This window comes from Streptomyces sp. E-08, from assembly GCF_049913095.1.
In the GTDB taxonomy this organism is placed as follows: domain Bacteria; phylum Actinomycetota; class Actinomycetes; order Streptomycetales; family Streptomycetaceae; genus Streptomyces.
Map to the genome: position 1 here is coordinate 1,838,956 of NZ_CP183971.1, position 16,570 is coordinate 1,855,525.

Genomic DNA, 16,570 nt, shown 5'->3' on the forward strand with positions numbered 1-16,570 from the left:
CCTGCCGACCGATACGACCTGCCTACATTCCGGCGATCAGCTTTTCCACCCGGTCGTCGACGGAACGGAACGGGTCCTTGCACAACACCGTGCGCTGCGCCTGGTCATTGAGCTTGAGGTGGACCCAGTCGACGGTGAAGTCCCGCCGCTGCTCCTGCGCGCGGCGGATGAAGTCGCCGCGCAGCCGTGCCCGAGTGGTCTGCGGGGGCACCGACTTGCCCTCGAAGATCTTCAGGTCGTTGCAGATGCGGGCCGCCTGTCCGTTCTTCTGGAGCAGGTAGTACAGCCCGCGACGACGGTGGATGTCGTGGTAGGCGAGGTCTATCTGCGCGACCCTCGGGTTCGACATGGTCATGTTGTGCTTGGCCCGGTAGCGCTCGATGAGCCGGTGCTTCATGACCCAGTCGATCTCGGTCTCGATCCGGTCGAGCCGCTCGCTCTCGATCGCGTCGAGCGTGCGGCCCCAGAGCTCCAGGACCTGGGCGACCGTGCCGGAGCGGATGCCGCGCCGGTCGACGAAGTCCACGGCCTTCTCGTAGTACTCGCGCTGGACCTCCAGGGCGGAGGCCTCCCGGCCGCTGGCGAGGCGGACCTTGCGCTGGCCGGTGATGTCGTGGCTGACCTCGCGGATCGCCCGGATGGGGTTCTCCAGCGTCAGGTCGCGCATGACCGTGCCCGCCTCGATCATGCGCAGCACGAGGTCGGTGGCGCCGACCTTGAGCAGCATGGTCGTCTCGGACATGTTCGAGTCGCCCACGATGACGTGCAGCCTGCGGTAGCGCTCGGCGTCCGCGTGCGGCTCGTCCCTGGTGTTGATGATGGGCCGCGAGCGGGTGGTGGCCGAGCTGACGCCCTCCCAGATGTGCTCGGCACGCTGGGAGACGCAGAAGACCGCGCCGCGCGGGGTCTGGAGGACCTTTCCCGCGCCGCAGATGAGCTGCCGCGTCACGAGGAAGGGAATGAGGATGTCCGCGAGCCGGGAGAACTCTCCGTGACGGGCGACGAGATAGTTCTCGTGGCAGCCGTAGGAGTTTCCGGCCGAGTCGGTGTTGTTCTTGAAGAGGTAGACGTCGCCCGCGATTCCCTCCTCGTGCAGGCGGCGTTCGGCGTCGACGAGCAGGCCCTCGAGAATACGCTCGCCGGCCTTGTCGTGGGTGACCAGTTCGGTCACGTTGTCGCATTCCGGTGTGGCGTATTCCGGATGCGAACCCACGTCGAGGTACAGGCGGGCGCCGTTCCGCAGGAAGACATTGCTGCTGCGGCCCCATGACACGACACGGCGGAAGAGGTAGCGCGCCACTTCGTCAGGAGACAGTCGGCGCTGTCCCCTGAACGTGCACGTGACGCCGTACTCGTTCTCCAGCCCGAAAATGCGGCGGTCCATGTCTGAACATTACGCCTGACGGCGTGCGCTGAAACCGGGTTGGACGTTCCCGTTTCGATCATTTTCCGATCAGTGCGTGTTCTTTTCGCTGTGTACGGCGGTGGGGACCGTCTCTCCGACGGCGTGTCGCACGGCGCCCCCGGCCGCGACGGGGGCGGCGAGGACACGCCCGGTGGCGAGCAGGACCAGGAGCGCGACGAGGCCGCCCGCCCCGGCCACCGCGAACCCGGCGACCGTACCGGCCAGTTCGATCGCGGGGCCGGCGACGGCGGAGCCCAGGGCCGCGCCGACCCCGAAGGTGGTGACGAGCCAGGAGAAGGCCTCCGTGACGGTGCCGCGCGGGGCGTGCCGGTCGACCACGATGAACGCGCAGGCGAGGACCGGGGCGAGGAAGACCCCGGACAGCACCGAGAGACCGGTCATGGCGACGGGGCCGGGGGTGAGCATGAGCGGCAGGTAGCACACCGCGAGGAGGGCCACGAGGACCCGCAGCCGCCGCTCGGGCGCCCCGGACCACTGCCGGGCGCCGTAGACGACGCCGCCCACCAGCGCGCCCAGGCCGAGGGCGGCCATCAGCCAGCCGTACACGGACGGGGTGCCCCGGTCGTCGGCGTACGCGACGGCGGCCACCGTGATGGAGCCGAGCGCGAGGCCCACGAAGAAGAACGACCCGAGGAGGGCGAGGAGCCCGGGCGAGCGCAGGGCCCCCAGCCAGTGGGCCTCGCGGGTGGCGGAGCGCCAGGTGCGGGACGGTTCGGAGAGGACGACGGCGAGGGCGCCCAGGATCCCGAGGACGTTGATGACGACGAGGGCGGCGGCGGGCGAGCGCAGGGCGACCAGGAGCGTCACCAGGAGCGGGCCCACGGTGAACATGACCTCCTGGGCGACGGCGTCCAGCGCGTACGCCCGGTGGACCCGGTCCTCGCGGCCCAGGACGCTCGGCCACAGGGCCCGCAGGCCGCCCTCCAGCGGCGGGGTGAAGAGCCCGGCGACCACGACGGCGGCGTAGGCGAGGCCGAGGTGTCCGATGCCGGTGAGGGCGAACAGGGCCATGCCGAGCGCGGAGAGGACGGCGGCGGGCAGCTGGACGCGGGGCTGGCCCTTGAGGTCGACGGCACGGCCGAGGAGCGGCTGCCCGACGGCGTTGGAGACGCCGTAGGCCGCGATGAGGCCGCCGGCCAGGGTGTAGCTGCCGCCCTGGTCCCGGACGAAGAGGGTCATCGCGATGGGGCCGGTGCCGTTGGGCAGGCGCCCGACCAGGGTGCCGGCGAGCAGCCTGGCGGCGTGCGGCGCCCTGAGTATGTCGAGATAGCCGCCGTGCGCCGTGGCCTCGGTGGCCATGTCGGTCTCCCCTCCGCCCCGGAAGCACCGAGGTTTTACGTATAACGTCCGACGTCATACGTACCATGTCGGCAGCGCGCGGGTCCAGCCCGCGACCCGGAACCGTCCGACGCGGAGGCATGTGTGCAGACCCCGGAACCGATCGGCGGCACCCGCCCCACCAGCCGCGACGTGGCCCGGGCCGCGGGGGTCTCCCAGGCCACCGTCTCCCTGGTCCTCGGCGACAAGTGGCGCGGCCGCGTCTCCGAGCGCACCGCCGGGACCGTGCGCGAGGCCGCGTCCGAACTCGGCTACCGGCCCAACCTCGCCGCCCGCAACCTCCGCCTCGGACGCACCCGCACCGCCCTGCTCGTCGTCCCGGCCCTCACCAACGAGTTCTTCGCCCACGTCTACACGGGCGCCGCCGCCGCGGCCGCCGCACACGGATTCGGCGTCGTCCTCTACCCCTCCCCCGACGGCCTCGGCCCCGCCCGCGACCCCTTCGCCTCGGCCCAGGCCGCACTCGACGGCGTCATCGCCTCCTCGATGGCGACCGACGCCCTCCAGGCCTTCCGCGGCGGCGACCTCCCGCTCGTCATGCTCGACAGCGACCCGGGCGGCTCGGGCGCCGCCGCCCACGTCAACCTCGACGTCGCCGACGGCATGCGCCGCGTCACCGAGCACCTCCTCGCCCTCGGCCACCGCCGCTTCCTGCACCTGGCGTCCGCGGCCCCGTCCTGGACCTTCGACGTACGGGCCGAGGTGCTCGCCCGCGCCCTGGGCGACGCCGACGTGCGCACCGTGCGGTCCCCGCTGAACGTCGCGGACGCCTGGGAGGCCGCAGGAACGGCCCTCGCGGCCCCCGGCCCCCGGCCCACCGCCGTGATCTGCGACGACGACATCCTCGCCGTCGGCGTCTGCAAGGCCGCGCGCCGGCTCGGCCTGCGGGTCCCCGAGGACCTCTCGGTCACCGGCTTCGACGACATGGCCCTGGCCACCGTCGTGGAGCCCGAACTGACCACGGTCCGGCTCCCCGCCGAGGAGTTCGGCCGACGGGGCATGGAGGCCCTCCTGGCCGTCCTCGCGGGCGAACGGCCCGAACCGGTCGCCCTGCCCGTCTCCCTCGTCCCTCGCGGCTCCTCGGGCCCGGCACCGGCCGTCTGAGCGCCGGTACGCCGAAGGGCCCCGGTCCGCCTGGACCGGGGCCCCTCCGGGCACAGCCGCGACTACTCCTCCGGAGCCTCGTCCGAGGGCTCGTCCGTCTTCGTCGCCGCCGCGTTGTCCGCCTCCAGGAGACGCGACAGCTGGCGGCCGACGATCCGCTTGAACTTGCGCTGCTGCGGACGCGTACGGTCCAGGACCGCCACCTCCAGGCGCTCCGCGGGGATCTCCCGCTCGGTGCCGTTGGTGTCCCGCGACAGCGCCTGCACGGCCAGCTTCAGGGCCTCGGCCAGCGACATGCCGTCCCGGTGCCGCTGGTCCAGGAAGGAGCTGATCTGCTCCGCGTTCCCGCCGACCGCGACCGAGCCGTGCTCGTCCACGATCGAGCCGTCGTGCGGCAGCCGGTAGATCTGGTCGCCCTCCGGCTCGGAGCCGACCTCGGCGACGACCAGCTCCACCTCGTACGGCTTCTCCCCCGCGCTGGAGAAGATCGTGCCCAGGGTCTGGGCGTAGACGTTGGCCAGGCCCCGCGCGGTGACGTCGTCCCGGTCGTAGGTGTAACCCCGCAGGTCGGCGTAGCGCACACCGCCGATGCGGAGGTTCTCGTACTCGTTGTACTTTCCGGCGGCCGCGAAGCCGATCCGGTCGTAGATCTCGCTGAACTTGTGCAGGGCACGGGACGGGTTCTCACCGACGAAGACGATGCCGTCGGTGTACTGGAGGACGACCAGGCTGCGGCCGCGGGCGATGCCCTTGCGGGCGTACTCGGCCCGGTCGGCCATGGCCTGCTGGGGTGAGACATAGAACGGCGTGGACACCGGCTACCGTCCCTTTCTTCCGGTCTGAAGGGCTTCTACGGGCGACGAACGGTCAGAGCAGGGCGGCGCGCGGCCCGTCGGGCTGCTCCAGGCGCCGCTCGGTGACCGACCGGGCCAGGCCGGAGGACTCGGCCTCGCTGAGCCTGCGGAAGCCCTCTTCGGTGATGACGGTGACGATCGGGAAGATCCGGCGGGCCATGTCGGGACCGCCGGTCGCCGAGTCGTCGTCCGCCGCGTCGTACAGCGCCTGCACCACCAGTGTGGTGGCCTGCTCCTCGGTCAGGTCGGCGCGGTACAGCTTCTTCATCGACCCGCGCGCGAAGATCGAGCCGGAGCCGGTGGCGGCGAAACCGTGCTCCTCGGAGCGGCCGCCGGTCACGTCGTACGAGAAGATCCGGCCCTTCTCCTTGCCCTCGTCCCAGCCCGCGAAGAGCGGAACGACGGCGAGCCCCTGCATGGCCATGCCGAGGTTGCCCCGGATCATGGTGGAGAGGCGGTTCGCCTTGCCCTCCAGGGAGAGCGTCGCGCCCTCCACCTTCTCGAAGTGCTCCAGCTCCAGCTGGAACAGCTTGACCATCTCCACGGCGAGACCGGCGGTGCCGGCGATGCCGACGGCCGAGTACTCGTCCGCCGGGAACACCTTCTCGATGTCCCGCTGCGCGATCATGTTCCCCATGGTCGCCCGCCGGTCACCGGCGAGCACGACACCGCCGGGGAACGTGGCGGCCACGATGGTGGTGCCGTGCGGCGCCTCGACGATCCCCTCCGGCAGCTTCCGGTTCCCCGGGAGCAGGTCGGGCGAGTGATCGGCCAGGAAGTCCATGAAGGAGGACGAGCCCGGCGTCAGGAAGGCCGCCGGCAGACGCCCGGTGCTACGAGGGTTGGCTTCCACGCGATTCCTTCCGGGTGGGAGAGTCGGCCTGCCGTGGGGAGCGCGAGCCGATCTTGCTTACTGTGCACGGACCTTACCCGTGCCACCGCTTGTCATCCGTCCCCGGACCCACGGCTTTCTCCGGGGCTCCGGGGACGGAGGACGACAGGCGCGTGAGGCGGCTACTCGCCGCCCTTCTGGACGAAGCTTCGGACGAAGTCCTCCGCGTTCTCCTCGAGTACGTCGTCGATCTCGTCCAGGACGGAGTCCACGTCGTCGCTCAGCTTCTCCTGGCGTTCCTGGAGGTCGGAGCTCGCCTCCGTGGTGGTCTCCTCGACCTCCTCCGTGGATCGCGTCGCCTTCTGCTGTCCGCCGCCGGTGTCCTTGGTCGCCATATCCCTCACCCCGCTCGAATCGGCCCGCTCGGTTGAGTCCGTACAAGATCAGACCCTATAGGTCGGGTCTGACTTCGGCCCCGCAGTTTCCACAACGCCCGGGCACTGATTCCATGATTCCCAGCGCCGGGGTATTTCAGGCCCGTACCGGGCCCCCGGTTCAGCCGCCCGACAGCACGCGGACCAGTTCCTCCGCGGTCCGGCAGCGGTCCAGGAGCGATTTCACGTGGGCCTTGGTGCCGCGCAGCGGCTCCAGGGTCGGGACGCGCTGGAGCGAGTCCCGGCCGGGCAGGTCGAAGATCACCGAGTCCCAGGAGGCCGCGGCGACGTCGTCGGCGTACTGCTCCAGGCAGCGGCCCCGGAAGTAGGCCCGGGTGTCCTCCGGAGGCGCCGTCTCGGCCCGCACCACCTCGTCCTCGTCCAGGAGCCGCTTCATGCGCCCGCGGGCCACCAGGCGGTTGTAGAGGCCCTTCTCGGGGCGTACGTCCGCGTACTGGAGGTCCACCAGGTGCAGCCGGGCCGCGTCCCAGTCCAGGCCGTCGCGGCGCCGGTAGCCCTCCATGAGCTCCCGCTTGGCGACCCAGTCCAGCTCGCCGGCGAGGCTCATCGGGTCGGTCTCGAGCCGGCCGAGGGTGTCCTCCCAGCGCGTGAGGACGTCCATGGTCTGCTCGTCCGCGTCCGAGCCGTAGCGCTCCTCCACGTACTTCCTGGCCAGCTCGAAGTACTCCATCTGGAGCTGGACCGCGGTCAGTGTCCGGCCGCTGCGGAGCGTGATCAGGTACTGGAGCGTCGGGTCGTGCGAGACCTGGTGCAGGGTCCGGACCGGCTGGTCGACGGCGAGGTCGACCGTGATGAAGCCGTCCTCGATCATCGAGAGGACGAGGGCGGTGGTGCCGAGCTTGAGGTAGGTGGAGATCTCCGAGAGGTTCGCGTCGCCGATGATCACGTGCAGGCGGCGGTACTTCTCGGCGTCGGCGTGCGGCTCGTCCCGGGTGTTGATGATGGGCCGCTTGAGGGTGGTCTCCAGGCCCACCTCGACCTCGAAGTAGTCGGCGCGCTGGCTGAGCTGGAAGCCGTTCTCGCGCCCGTCCTGGCCGATGCCGACCCGTCCCGCGCCGGTGACGACCTGGCGGGAGACGAAGAAGGGGGTGAGGTGCCGCACGATGTCCGAGAAGGGGGTCTCCCGCTTCATCAGGTAGTTCTCGTGCGTGCCGTAGGAGGCGCCCTTGTTGTCGGTGTTGTTCTTGTAGAGGTGGATGGGCTGGGCTCCGGGGAGCTGTGCGGCGCGCTCGGCCGCCTCCGCCATGATCCGTTCGCCGGCCTTGTCCCAGAGGACGGCGTCCCGCGGGTTGGTGACCTCGGGAGCGCTGTACTCGGGGTGGGCGTGGTCCACGTAGAGGCGGGCCCCGTTGGTGAGGATCACGTTGGCCAGACCGATGTCCTCGTCGGTGAGCTGGCTGGAGTCGGCGGCCTCGCGGGCGAGGTCGAAGCCGCGGGCGTCCCGCAGCGGGTTCTCCTCCTCGAAGTCCCAGCGGGCGCGGCGCGCCCGGTGCATCGCCGCCGCGTAGGCGTTGACGATCTGGGACGAGGTGAGCATGGCATTGGCGTTCGGGTGTCCGGGGACGGAGATCCCGTACTCCGTCTCGATGCCCATTACTCGCCGTACGGTCATGCGGCCCTCCTTGCCCGGCGGCGCTCACTGTGCGCGACTCGGCGGTACCGATGAGCCTAGAGCGGCTCCGCGCTGGTGGGGAGATCAGTTGCAGTATTTCCCTGTTTCCCTGTGATGCCGGGGGAAATGCTGGATGGAATGCGTCGGCTGCGGATGCCCGGTTTCCGGACATCCGCAGCCGGTGGGCGTTTTACAGGTACTGACCGGTATTGGCCACCGTGTCGATGGAGCGTCCGGTGTCCGCGCCCTGCTTTCCGGTGACGAGCGTGCGGATGAAGACGATCCGCTCGCCCTTCTTTCCGGAGATCCGGGCCCAGTCGTCGGGGTTGGTGGTGTTGGGCAGGTCCTCGTTCTCCTTGAACTCGTCCACGCACGCCTGGAGGAGGTGGGAGACCCGGATGCCCTTCTGGTTGTGGTCGAGGAAGGCCTTGATGGCCATCTTCTTGGCCCGGTCGACGATGTTCTGGATCATCGCGCCGGAGTTGAAGTCCTTGAAGTAGAGGACTTCCTTGTCGCCGTTCGCGTACGTGACTTCGAGGAAGCGGTTCTCCTCGGATTCGGCGTACATCTGCTCGACGACGGACTGGATCATTCCGTGGGCGGCGGCGGCCTTCGAGCCGCTGTGCTCGGAGATGTCGTCCGAGTGGAGCGGCAGGGTGGCCGTGAGGTACTTCGCGAAGATGTCCTTCGCCGCCTCCGCGTCCGGACGCTCGATCTTGATCTTGACGTCGAGCCGGCCGGGCCGCAGGATCGCGGGGTCGATCATGTCCTCGCGGTTGGAGGCGCCGATGACGATGACGTTCTCCAGGCCCTCCACGCCGTCGATCTCGGCGAGCAGCTGCGGGACGATGGTGTTCTCCACGTCCGAGCTGACACCGGAGCCGCGGGTGCGGAAGAGGGATTCCATCTCGTCGAAGAAGACGATGACGGGGGTGCCCTCGCTCGCCTTCTCCCGGGCACGCTGGAAGACGAGGCGGATGTGCCGCTCGGTCTCGCCGACGTACTTGTTGAGGAGCTCGGGGCCCTTGATGTTGAGGAAGTAGGACTTCCCCGCGGGCTGGCCGGTCACCTCGGCGACCTTCTTGGCCAGGGAGTTGGCCACGGCCTTCGCGATCAGCGTCTTGCCGCAGCCGGGCGGGCCGTAGAGCAGGATGCCCTTGGGCGGCCGCAGTTCGTGCTCCTTGAAGAGGTCCGGGTAGAGGTACGGAAGCTCGACCGCGTCGCGGATCAGCTCGATCTGGTTGCCCAGACCGCCGATCTTGTCGTAGTCGACGTCCGGGACCTCTTCGAGGACGAGCTCCTCGACCTCGCTCTTGGGGACCACCTCGTAGACGTAGCCGGACCTGGAGTCGAGCAGCAGGGCGTCGCCGGCGCGGATGGTGACGTCCAGCAGAGGCTCGGCGAGCCTCACCACCCGCTCCTCGTCGGTGTGCCCCACCACCAGGGCGCGCTCGCCGTCCTCGAGGATCTCCTTGAGGGTGACGATGTCCCCGGCGCGCTCGAACTCCATGGCCTCGACCACGTTGAGCGCTTCGTTGAGCATGACTTCCTGGCCGCGCTTGAGCTCTTCGAGCTCGATGCTCGGGCTGACGTTCACCCGGAGCTTGCGGCCCCCGGTGAAGATGTCGCACGTGCCGTCCTCGTTGGCCTGCAGGAAGACACCGAAGCCGGCCGGCGGCTGTGCGAGCCGGTCGACCTCCTCCTTGAGAGCCACGATCTGGTCGCGGGCCTCACGGAGCGTGTTCGCCAGACGTTCGTTCTGCGCGGACACGCCGGCCAGGTTGGTCTGCAGCTCGACGATCCGCTCTTCGAGAATCCTCGTGTGGCGCGGAGAGTCGGCGAGCTTGCGGCGCAGGACGGCGATTTCCTGCTCGAGATAGGCAACCTGACCGGCGGGGTCTTCAGACCCCCGCCCCGGCCGGATGCCGCGGTTGATGTCGTCGTCGTGGGCTGCCACGGTCCTCACCTCCTCCAAGGGGAGCTGGACGCTTCCTGACCCTACCTGCGTGGGTGGTGATTGAAACCCCTAGATCAAAAAGACTCTGGGGTGTGTCCGATCTTCACCCTTGCGCTTCCCCTCTCGCCAGGGGAATACCCACCCTTCACCGTCTGAAAGCGGGCGGTTGTATCGTCGTCTTTGGTCAACACCCGTCAGAGGTGGCCCGACTTATCGCGCGAAGCAGAAACGGCAGGAGATATGACCGTGCAGCATGAGGACCCGGCGGCGGGTGCCGAGGAGGCGCTCGAGGTCTGGATCGACCAGGACCTGTGCACCGGGGACGGGATCTGCGCGGAGTACGCTCCCGAGGTCTTCGAGCTCGACATCGACGGGCTCGCTTATGTGAAGAGCGGCGACGACGAGCTCCTTCAGGACGCGGGGGCCACCACGCCGGTGCCGCTGCCGCTGCTGCAGGACGTGGTGGACTCCGCGAAGGAGTGCCCGGGCGACTGCATCCACGTGCGCCGGGTCGCGGACAAGGTCGAGGTGTACGGCCCCGACGCCGAGTGACGGATCAGGCGCCGCGTGCGTCGGCCTGGCCGGCGCGGACGAAGGCGCCGCTCTGCCAGTGCCAGCTGACCTGCTCCTTCTCGTCGGGGCAGCAGCTGGGCACGTCGGGGGACGAGTAGCCGAGGAGGGTGGCGCGCACGGCCCCGCCGCGTACGGCGAGCTCCGTGACGCTCCGGTGCTCGTCGGGTGCGACGAGCGTCGCGACGACGCGCGCGGGGGTGCCGCTCTCCTTGCTCCGGGTGAGGACGTAGACGCCGCTCGGCGGTGTGCCGGAGCCGGCTTCGCAGTGCACGACCGCAACGGTCTCGGGGTTCCCGTCGCCGTCGAGGTCTCCGGTGGCCCGCTCTGCGACGGTACGGGGTCCTCCCCCGCAGTCCAGGGGGTAGTCGGCTCCGGCGGCCTCGGGGGCGGGTGCCGGGCGGGGTGCGGCGGCCGGGGCCGCGGAGGCTCCGGCGGGGCCGGGCTGGAGCAGTCCGGCGAGGGCGACGACCGCGGCGGTCGCGGTGGCGGTGGCCAGCCAGTGGGCCGACCGGGCGTGGGTGTGGGCGAGGTCCGCGAGGTCCGGGGCGGCGGAGGGCTGCACGCGCGACGTCTCCTGTGGGGTGGTGCGGCGGGGTTCCCGGCATCGTGCCACACGTCACAGGGGGACGGAACAGGTGGGTCGGCGACGGTCGCTCCGCCCTCGGCCGACGGTCACTCCGCCCTCGGCCCGGGGTCGCTCCGTCCTCGGTGACGGTCACTCCGCCCTCGGCGACGGTCGCTCCGTCCGCGACCGGGGGTCGGCCCGTCTCCGGCGCACGGCGAGGCGAACATGAGGGCGCCGCCGCCCAGTTCTCCCGCGTGGGCGGGGAACTCGGCGGCGGCGCGCTGTGAATGTCGGGACGTCAGCCCTTGTTGGGGCCCTCGTAGTCCTCGCCGTAGGCGCCCTTGGCTGGGCGGCGGCGGCGCATCGGGGGCTCGACCCCGTCCGCGAGGCGACGGGCGGTGACGAGGAAGCCGGTGTGGCCGATCATGCGGTGATCGGGGCGGACGGCGAGGCCCTCGACGTGCCAGTTGCGGATCATGGACTCCCACGGCTGCGGCTCGGCGTAGCAGCCGAACTCGCGGATGGACTCCACGGTGCGGGCGAGCTGGGTGGTGGTCGCCACGTAGCAGCAGAGGATGCCGCCGGGGACCAGGGCCTTGGAGACGGCCTCCAGGCACTCCCAGGGCGCGAGCATGTCCAGGATGACGCGGTCGACGTCGGTGTCGGACAGGTTGTCCTGAAGGTCGCCGACGGTCAGCTGCCACGCGGGGTGGGGTCCGCCGAAGTAGCGCTCGACGTTGCCCTTCGCGATCTCGGCGAAGTCCTCGCGGCGCTCGTAGGAGTGCAGCATGCCGCTGTCTCCGATGGCGCGCAGGAGGAAGCTGCTCAGCGATCCCGAGCCCACTCCGGCTTCCACGACGCGGGCGCCGGGGAAGATGTCGGCGAAGGCCAGGATCTGCCCCGCGTCCTTGGGGTAGACCACGGCTGCGCCGCGGGGCATGGACAGGACGTAGTCGGGGAGCAGGGGGCGCAGCGCGAGGTAGGCGACGTTTCCGGTGGTACGGACAACGCTGCCCTCGGGGGCGCCGATCAGTTCGTCGTGCGGGAAAGAACCCTTGTGGGTGTGGAAGTTCTTTCCCTCTTCGAGCGTGAACGTGTAGTGACGGCCCTTGGGGTCGGTCAGCTGAACCTGGTCCCCGACCTTGAAGGGCCCGCGTCGGCGGGCGGCACCGGTCGGTTCGGACATGTGACCAGAGTACCGGGGTTACGCGGACGGTCGTGCCATGGCCTGGACGAAGGCGCGCTCGACGTCGGTGGTGGCGAGGACCCCGTAGATCTCGCCGGACTCCTCGACGACGAGGTACTCGGTGGCGGGGCTGGCGCGGAGGTGGTCGAGGAGGGGCTGGCCGGTGAGTTCGGCGGGGACGCGCATGCCGTCGGTGAGGTCCTGGGCGAGGGTGCTGACGGCGACCCAGGGGCGGCGGTGCTGGGGTACGGCGGCGATGGCGGCCTCGCGGACGATGCCGGTGGGTTCGCCGGCGGCGTCGACGACGACGAGCGCGCGGGCGCCGGCCTCGTTGGCGCGGCGGAGCGCCTCGGAGAGCGGTGTGGCGGGTTCGACGGGGATGGCGCGTCGGGTGAGGGCGCGGGCGCGGAGCTCGGGGAGGTGCTCGCGGAGGCGGGCCATGCGGAGGCTGTTGCCGGCGCCGGTCCAGATGATCGCGGCGAGGATCGCGGCGAGGAGGGCGTCGGTGACGGTCTCGAAGCCGCCGATGTCGTCGGTGGAGTTGCCGAGGAGGCCGGTGCGGGTGAGCAGGGGCAGGCCGACGAGGACGAGGACGGCGAGGGCGCGGCCGACCCAGGCGGCGGCGACGGTGCCGCTCATGGGCTTGCCGGTGATCTTCCAGACGACGGCGCGGAGCATGCGGCCGCCGTCGAGGGGGAGGCCGGGGAGCAGGTTGAAGATCGCGACGATCAGGTTGGAGATCATCAGGCCGGCGAGGAGGACGCCGGGGACGGTGCCGGGTTCGACGGCGTAGAGGGAGAGGTAGAAGACGCCGGCGAGGACGAGGGAGAGCAGGGGGCCGACGAAGGCGAGGACGAATTCGCGGCCGGGGGTCTCGGTCTCCTTCTCGATCTCGGAGACGCCGCCGAAGAACTGGAGCTGGATGCGGCGCACCGGGAGTTTGAAGCGGAGCGCGGCGATGGTGTGGGCCAGTTCGTGGACGAGCACGGAGGCGTAGAAGGCGACGGCGAAGAAGAGGGAGACGAGGTAGCGGGCGGCGCCGAGCTCGGGCAGGACGCGGTCGATCTGGTCGCCGAAGACCCAGGTGATGAGGGCGGCGACGAGGAACCAGCTGGGGGCGACGTAGACGGGCACGCCGAAGGGCCGTCCCATGAGGATCCCGCCGCCGGGCTCCTCGGTCCGCTGCGGCTTGGGCTCGTCCTGGTTCACGGGTTCCTCTCGTCGCGTGGTGTGACCCCGCGTCGGTGCGTCACGGTTCGATCATGCAGTGCGACGGGGTCCCAGGTCGATGGTATGCCGCTGGTTGTCGGTGGCGGGTCGTAGGGTCTTCGTCATGAGTACGAGCGAGCAGGTGCCGCTGGAGCCGCGGGCGCCCATGTCGTTGTCGCCGTCGCGGGCGAGCGATTTCATGCAGTGTCCGCTGCTGTACCGGTTCCGGGTGATCGACCGGCTGCCGGAGAAGCCGAGTGCGGCGGCGACGCGGGGGACGCTGGTGCACGCGGTTCTGGAGCGGCTCTTCGACGATCCGGCGGCGGAGCGGACGGCGCCGCGGGCGCGGTCGATGGTTCCGGGCCAGTGGGACCGGCTGCTGGAGTCGAAGCCGGAGCTGGGCGAGCTGTTCGCGGAGGATCCGGACGGGGAGCGCCTGGCGGGCTGGCTGGGCGAGGCGGAGGCGCTGGTCGAGCGGTGGTTCACGCTGGAGGATCCGACGCGTCTGGAGCCGGCGGAGCGCGAGCTCTTCGTGGAGACGGAGCTGGATTCGGGTCTGCGGCTGCGTGGGGTGATCGACCGGGTGGACGTGGCGCCCTCGGGCGAGGTGCGGATCGTCGACTACAAGACGGGGAAGGCGCCGCGGCCCGAGTACCGGGACGGCGCGCTGTTCCAGATGACGTTCTACGCGCTGGTGGTGTGGCGGCTGAAGGGGGTGATCCCGCGGCGGCTGCAGCTGGTGTACCTGGGCAGCGGGGAGGTGCTGACGTACGACCCGGTGGAGGCGGATCTGCTGCGGGTGGAGCGGAAGCTGCACGCGCTGTGGGACGCGATCCGGCTGGCGACGGAGTCGGGTGACTGGCGGCCGCGGCCGACGAAGCTGTGCGGCTGGTGTGATCATCAGGCGGTCTGTCCGGAGTTCGGGGGGACTCCCCCGGTGTATCCGCTGAAGATCGTTTCCGCGCGCCCGCCGGAGTCGGGTGAATCCGGGCAGGGCAGAATGGACCCGGCCCAGCCGTCTTCCTGAGCACGGCCCGCATCCTGGCGGGCCTCTCGTGTGAGCTCAGCACCGTGAAGGAGCCCTTGTGACCATCCGCGTCCTGTTGGTCGACGATCAGCCGCTGCTGCGGACCGGCTTCCGGATGATTCTGGAGGCGGAGCAGGACATCGCGGTGGTGGGTGAGGCCGGGGACGGTCTGCAGGCGCAGGAGCAGGTGCGCGCGCTGCAGCCGGACGTGGTCCTGATGGACATCCGGATGCCGCGGATGGACGGGGTGGAGGCGACGCGGCAGATCACGGGGCCCGGGCGCGACGGTCCGGCGAAGGTACTGGTCCTGACGACGTTCGATCTGGACGAGTACGTGGTGGAGGCGCTGCGGGCGGGGGCGAGCGGCTTCCTCCTCAAGGACGCCCCGGCGAACGAGCTGGTGCAGGCGATCCGCGTGGTGGCGGCGGGCGAGGCGATGCTGGCGCCGTCGATCACGCGCCGGCTGCTCGACAAGTACTCGGCGCATCTGCCGACGGGCGAGGAGCAGGTCCCGGACACGCTGAACACCTTGACCGACCGTGAGGTGGAGGTGCTGAAGCTGGTGGCGCGGGGTCTGTCGAACGCGGAGATCGCGGCGGACCTGTTCGTCAGCGAGACGACGGTGAAGACCCATGTGGGTCATGTGCTGACGAAGCTGGGCCTGCGGGACCGGGTGCAGGCCGCGGTGTACGCGTACGAGAGCGGTCTGGTGCGGCCGGGGGCCGGCGGCCAGTAGGAGCGGGGACGACGACGAGGGCCCGGTGCGCGTGGTGCGTACCGGGCCCTCGTGCGTGGTCGGGGTGTCAGCCCTTGCGGATCTCCCAGAAGCGGAAGACGGTCGAGGCGTCGAGGGTCCATTCGAGGCCGGTGACGTCGTCGCGGGCGACGGCGTACTGCTTGCCCTGCCAGAGCGGCAGGAGCGGGAGTTCCTCGGCGACGAGGTCCTGGAGGCGGCCGTACTCGTCGCTGGTGGCGGCGCGGTCGGCCGCGGCGGCGGTCTTCGGGAGGAGGCTGCCGGTGATGGTGCGGTTGTCGTAGTGGTTGCCGAGGACGTTGCCCTCGCCGAAGAAGGGGCCGGTGAAGTTGTCGGCGTCGGGGTAGTCGGGGACCCAGCCCTTGACGTAGACGCCGTACTTGCCGGCGGCGATGTCCTTCTCGTACTGGTCGTAGGCGACGGACTTGACGTCGGCGTCGAACAGGCCGCTCGCGTTGAGCTGCTCGGCGATGGCCTTGAGCTCCTGGTCGGTGGCCGGGCCGTAGCGGCTGGGCGTGGACCAGAGGGTGAGCTTGACCTTGTCGGTGATGCCGGCGGCGCGGAGGGCCTTCTCCGCCTTGGCCTTGTCGGGGACGCCGTAGGTGTCGTAGAAGGCGGTGTTGTGTCCGGCGATGCCGGCCGGGACGATCGAGTAGAGCGGCGTGGCCGTCGACTTGTAGACGTTCTCGACGAGGGCCTCGCGGTCGACGAGGTGCGCGATGGCCTTGCGGACACCGAGCTTGCCGACGACCGGGTCGTTCATGTTGAAGACGAGGTGCTGGACCTCGGCGCTGCTGCCCTGGACGACCTCGATGCCCTTGTCGGCCGTGGTGGCGGAGTTCTCGAGGGCGGCGATGTCGTCGGCGGAGAGGCCTCGGTAGGCCACGTCGATGTCGCCGTCGGTGAGGGCCTTGGAGAGGGCGGAGCGGTCGCCGCGGTAGAGCTTGAGGGTGACGGCGCCGTTCTTGGGCTTGGCGTTGCCCTTGTAGCCGGCGTTGGCGGAGAAGGTGGCCTCGGTGTCGCTGAAGGAGTCCAGCTTGTACGGGCCGGAGCCGGTGGCCTTGCCGTCGGTGCGGAGCGCGTCGGCGGGGTAGTCCCGGTGGTCGACGATGGAGCCGGCGCCGGAGGCGATCTTGCTGGGGAAGGTGGCGTCCGGGACCTTCAGGCGGAAGACGACGGTCCGCTCGTCCGGGGTCTCGATGGTGTCGATGGTGGAGAGCAGCGGCGCCGGGCCGGCGGGGTCGGCGATCTTGAGGGCGCGCTCGAAGGAGAACTTGACGTCCTCGGAGGTGAGCTTGTTGCCGTTGGAGAAGGTGAGGCCGTCGCGCAGGGTGCAGGTATAGACCTTGCTGCCCGTGGAGAACTCGCACTCCTCGGCGGCCTCGGGCTCGGGCTCGGAGCCACCCTTGGGGAAGGCGAGGAGGGACTGGAAGACGTTGTTGAACAACAGCCAGGAGCCGGGGTCGTAGCCGGCCGCCGGGTCGGTGGCGAGGATCTCGTCGGACATGCCGACGCGTATGCCGCCTCCGGAGCCCCCGGAGCCGCCCTGCTCGGTGCCGCAGCCGCTGAGGAGGGCGGCGGACAGGCCTGCGGCGAGCGGAGCCGTCAGCCACTTGTTGTGTGCCTTCACAGAACTTGCCTCTTGATCTCTTGTCAGGCCGGCCGCGCAGGGGCGCGC

General features: G+C 70.3%; 15 protein-coding genes. 4 read left to right on the forward strand and 11 right to left on the reverse strand.

Features of this window, described 5'->3' with window-relative positions; genetic code table 11:
• Positions 1–22: 22 nt before the first annotated feature.
• Both pafA and ACN9MM_RS08410 read right to left on the reverse strand, forming a co-directional pair.
• A complete protein-coding gene (gene pafA / locus ACN9MM_RS08405) occupies positions 23–1,384 on the reverse strand; it encodes a Pup--protein ligase (RefSeq protein WP_033204999.1) in 1,362 nt (453 codons plus the stop codon).
• A gap of 69 nt (positions 1,385–1,453) precedes the next feature.
• Positions 1,454–2,725: an MFS transporter gene (locus ACN9MM_RS08410; RefSeq protein ID WP_383695009.1), complete on the reverse strand. Its 1,272-nt coding sequence runs from the start codon at positions 2,723–2,725 to the stop codon at positions 1,454–1,456.
• 123 nt (positions 2,726–2,848) lie between these two features.
• On the opposite strand from ACN9MM_RS08410, the gene ACN9MM_RS08415 reads away from it, so the two are divergent.
• Positions 2,849–3,868, forward strand: a complete 1,020-nt coding sequence (locus ACN9MM_RS08415) for a LacI family DNA-binding transcriptional regulator (protein WP_426363034.1) — start codon at positions 2,849–2,851, stop codon at positions 3,866–3,868.
• Positions 3,869–3,930: 62 nt separating this feature from the next.
• On the opposite strand, the gene prcA is transcribed toward ACN9MM_RS08415, so the two are convergent.
• From prcA to arc, 5 genes are all read right to left on the reverse strand, one after another.
• Positions 3,931–4,683 carry a proteasome subunit alpha gene (prcA, locus tag ACN9MM_RS08420; protein ID WP_365223025.1) on the reverse strand — a complete coding sequence of 251 codons (753 nt, stop codon included), beginning with the start codon at positions 4,681–4,683 and terminating at the stop codon, positions 3,931–3,933.
• Positions 4,684–4,735: 52 nt separating this feature from the next.
• A complete protein-coding gene (gene prcB / locus ACN9MM_RS08425; protein ID WP_382861097.1) occupies positions 4,736–5,575 on the reverse strand; it encodes a proteasome subunit beta in 840 nt (279 codons plus the stop codon).
• 161 nt (positions 5,576–5,736) lie between these two features.
• A complete protein-coding gene (locus tag ACN9MM_RS08430; protein ID WP_030315996.1) occupies positions 5,737–5,949 on the reverse strand; it encodes a ubiquitin-like protein Pup in 213 nt (70 codons plus the stop codon).
• A 160-nt stretch (positions 5,950–6,109) separates the two neighbouring features.
• The gene (gene dop, locus ACN9MM_RS08435) at positions 6,110–7,621 is read right to left on the reverse strand and encodes a depupylase/deamidase Dop (RefSeq protein WP_426363035.1); all 1,512 of its coding nucleotides are present in this window, start codon (positions 7,619–7,621) and stop codon (positions 6,110–6,112) included.
• A 190-nt stretch (positions 7,622–7,811) separates the two neighbouring features.
• A complete protein-coding gene (arc, locus tag ACN9MM_RS08440; protein WP_382861103.1) occupies positions 7,812–9,578 on the reverse strand; it encodes a proteasome ATPase in 1,767 nt (588 codons plus the stop codon).
• A 240-nt stretch (positions 9,579–9,818) separates the two neighbouring features.
• Here arc and ACN9MM_RS08445 point away from each other — a divergent pair, with 240 nt between their 5' ends.
• Positions 9,819–10,130 carry a ferredoxin gene (locus tag ACN9MM_RS08445; protein ID WP_426363036.1) on the forward strand — a complete coding sequence of 104 codons (312 nt, stop codon included), beginning with the start codon at positions 9,819–9,821 and terminating at the stop codon, positions 10,128–10,130.
• Between the two features lie 4 nt (positions 10,131–10,134).
• Here the strand turns inward: ACN9MM_RS08445 and ACN9MM_RS08450 are convergent, their stop codons facing one another.
• The 3 genes from ACN9MM_RS08450 to ACN9MM_RS08460 form a co-directional block, all read right to left on the reverse strand.
• On the reverse strand, positions 10,135–10,713 hold the full coding sequence (locus tag ACN9MM_RS08450) for a hypothetical protein (RefSeq protein ID WP_426363037.1): 579 nt from the start codon (positions 10,711–10,713) through the stop codon (positions 10,135–10,137).
• A gap of 301 nt (positions 10,714–11,014) precedes the next feature.
• Entirely contained in the window at positions 11,015–11,902 is an 888-nt protein-coding gene (locus tag ACN9MM_RS08455) for a tRNA (adenine-N1)-methyltransferase (RefSeq protein WP_015032448.1), read from the reverse strand.
• An 18-nt stretch (positions 11,903–11,920) separates the two neighbouring features.
• Positions 11,921–13,054 carry a site-2 protease family protein gene (locus ACN9MM_RS08460; RefSeq protein WP_426368699.1) on the reverse strand — a complete coding sequence of 378 codons (1,134 nt, stop codon included), beginning with the start codon at positions 13,052–13,054 and terminating at the stop codon, positions 11,921–11,923.
• 181 nt (positions 13,055–13,235) lie between these two features.
• Here ACN9MM_RS08460 and ACN9MM_RS08465 point away from each other — a divergent pair, with 181 nt between their 5' ends.
• Positions 13,236–14,138: a RecB family exonuclease gene (locus ACN9MM_RS08465; RefSeq protein ID WP_426363038.1), complete on the forward strand. Its 903-nt coding sequence runs from the start codon at positions 13,236–13,238 to the stop codon at positions 14,136–14,138.
• A 58-nt stretch (positions 14,139–14,196) separates the two neighbouring features.
• Positions 14,197–14,874 (forward strand): response regulator, encoded by a 678-nt coding sequence (locus tag ACN9MM_RS08470; RefSeq protein ID WP_030691890.1) that lies wholly within the window; start codon positions 14,197–14,199, stop codon positions 14,872–14,874.
• Positions 14,875–14,941: 67 nt separating this feature from the next.
• On the opposite strand, the gene ACN9MM_RS08475 is transcribed toward ACN9MM_RS08470, so the two are convergent.
• Positions 14,942–16,522, reverse strand: coding sequence for an ABC transporter substrate-binding protein (locus ACN9MM_RS08475; protein WP_426363039.1), 1,581 nt, complete (start codon positions 16,520–16,522; stop codon positions 14,942–14,944).
• Positions 16,523–16,570 lie beyond the last annotated feature (48 nt).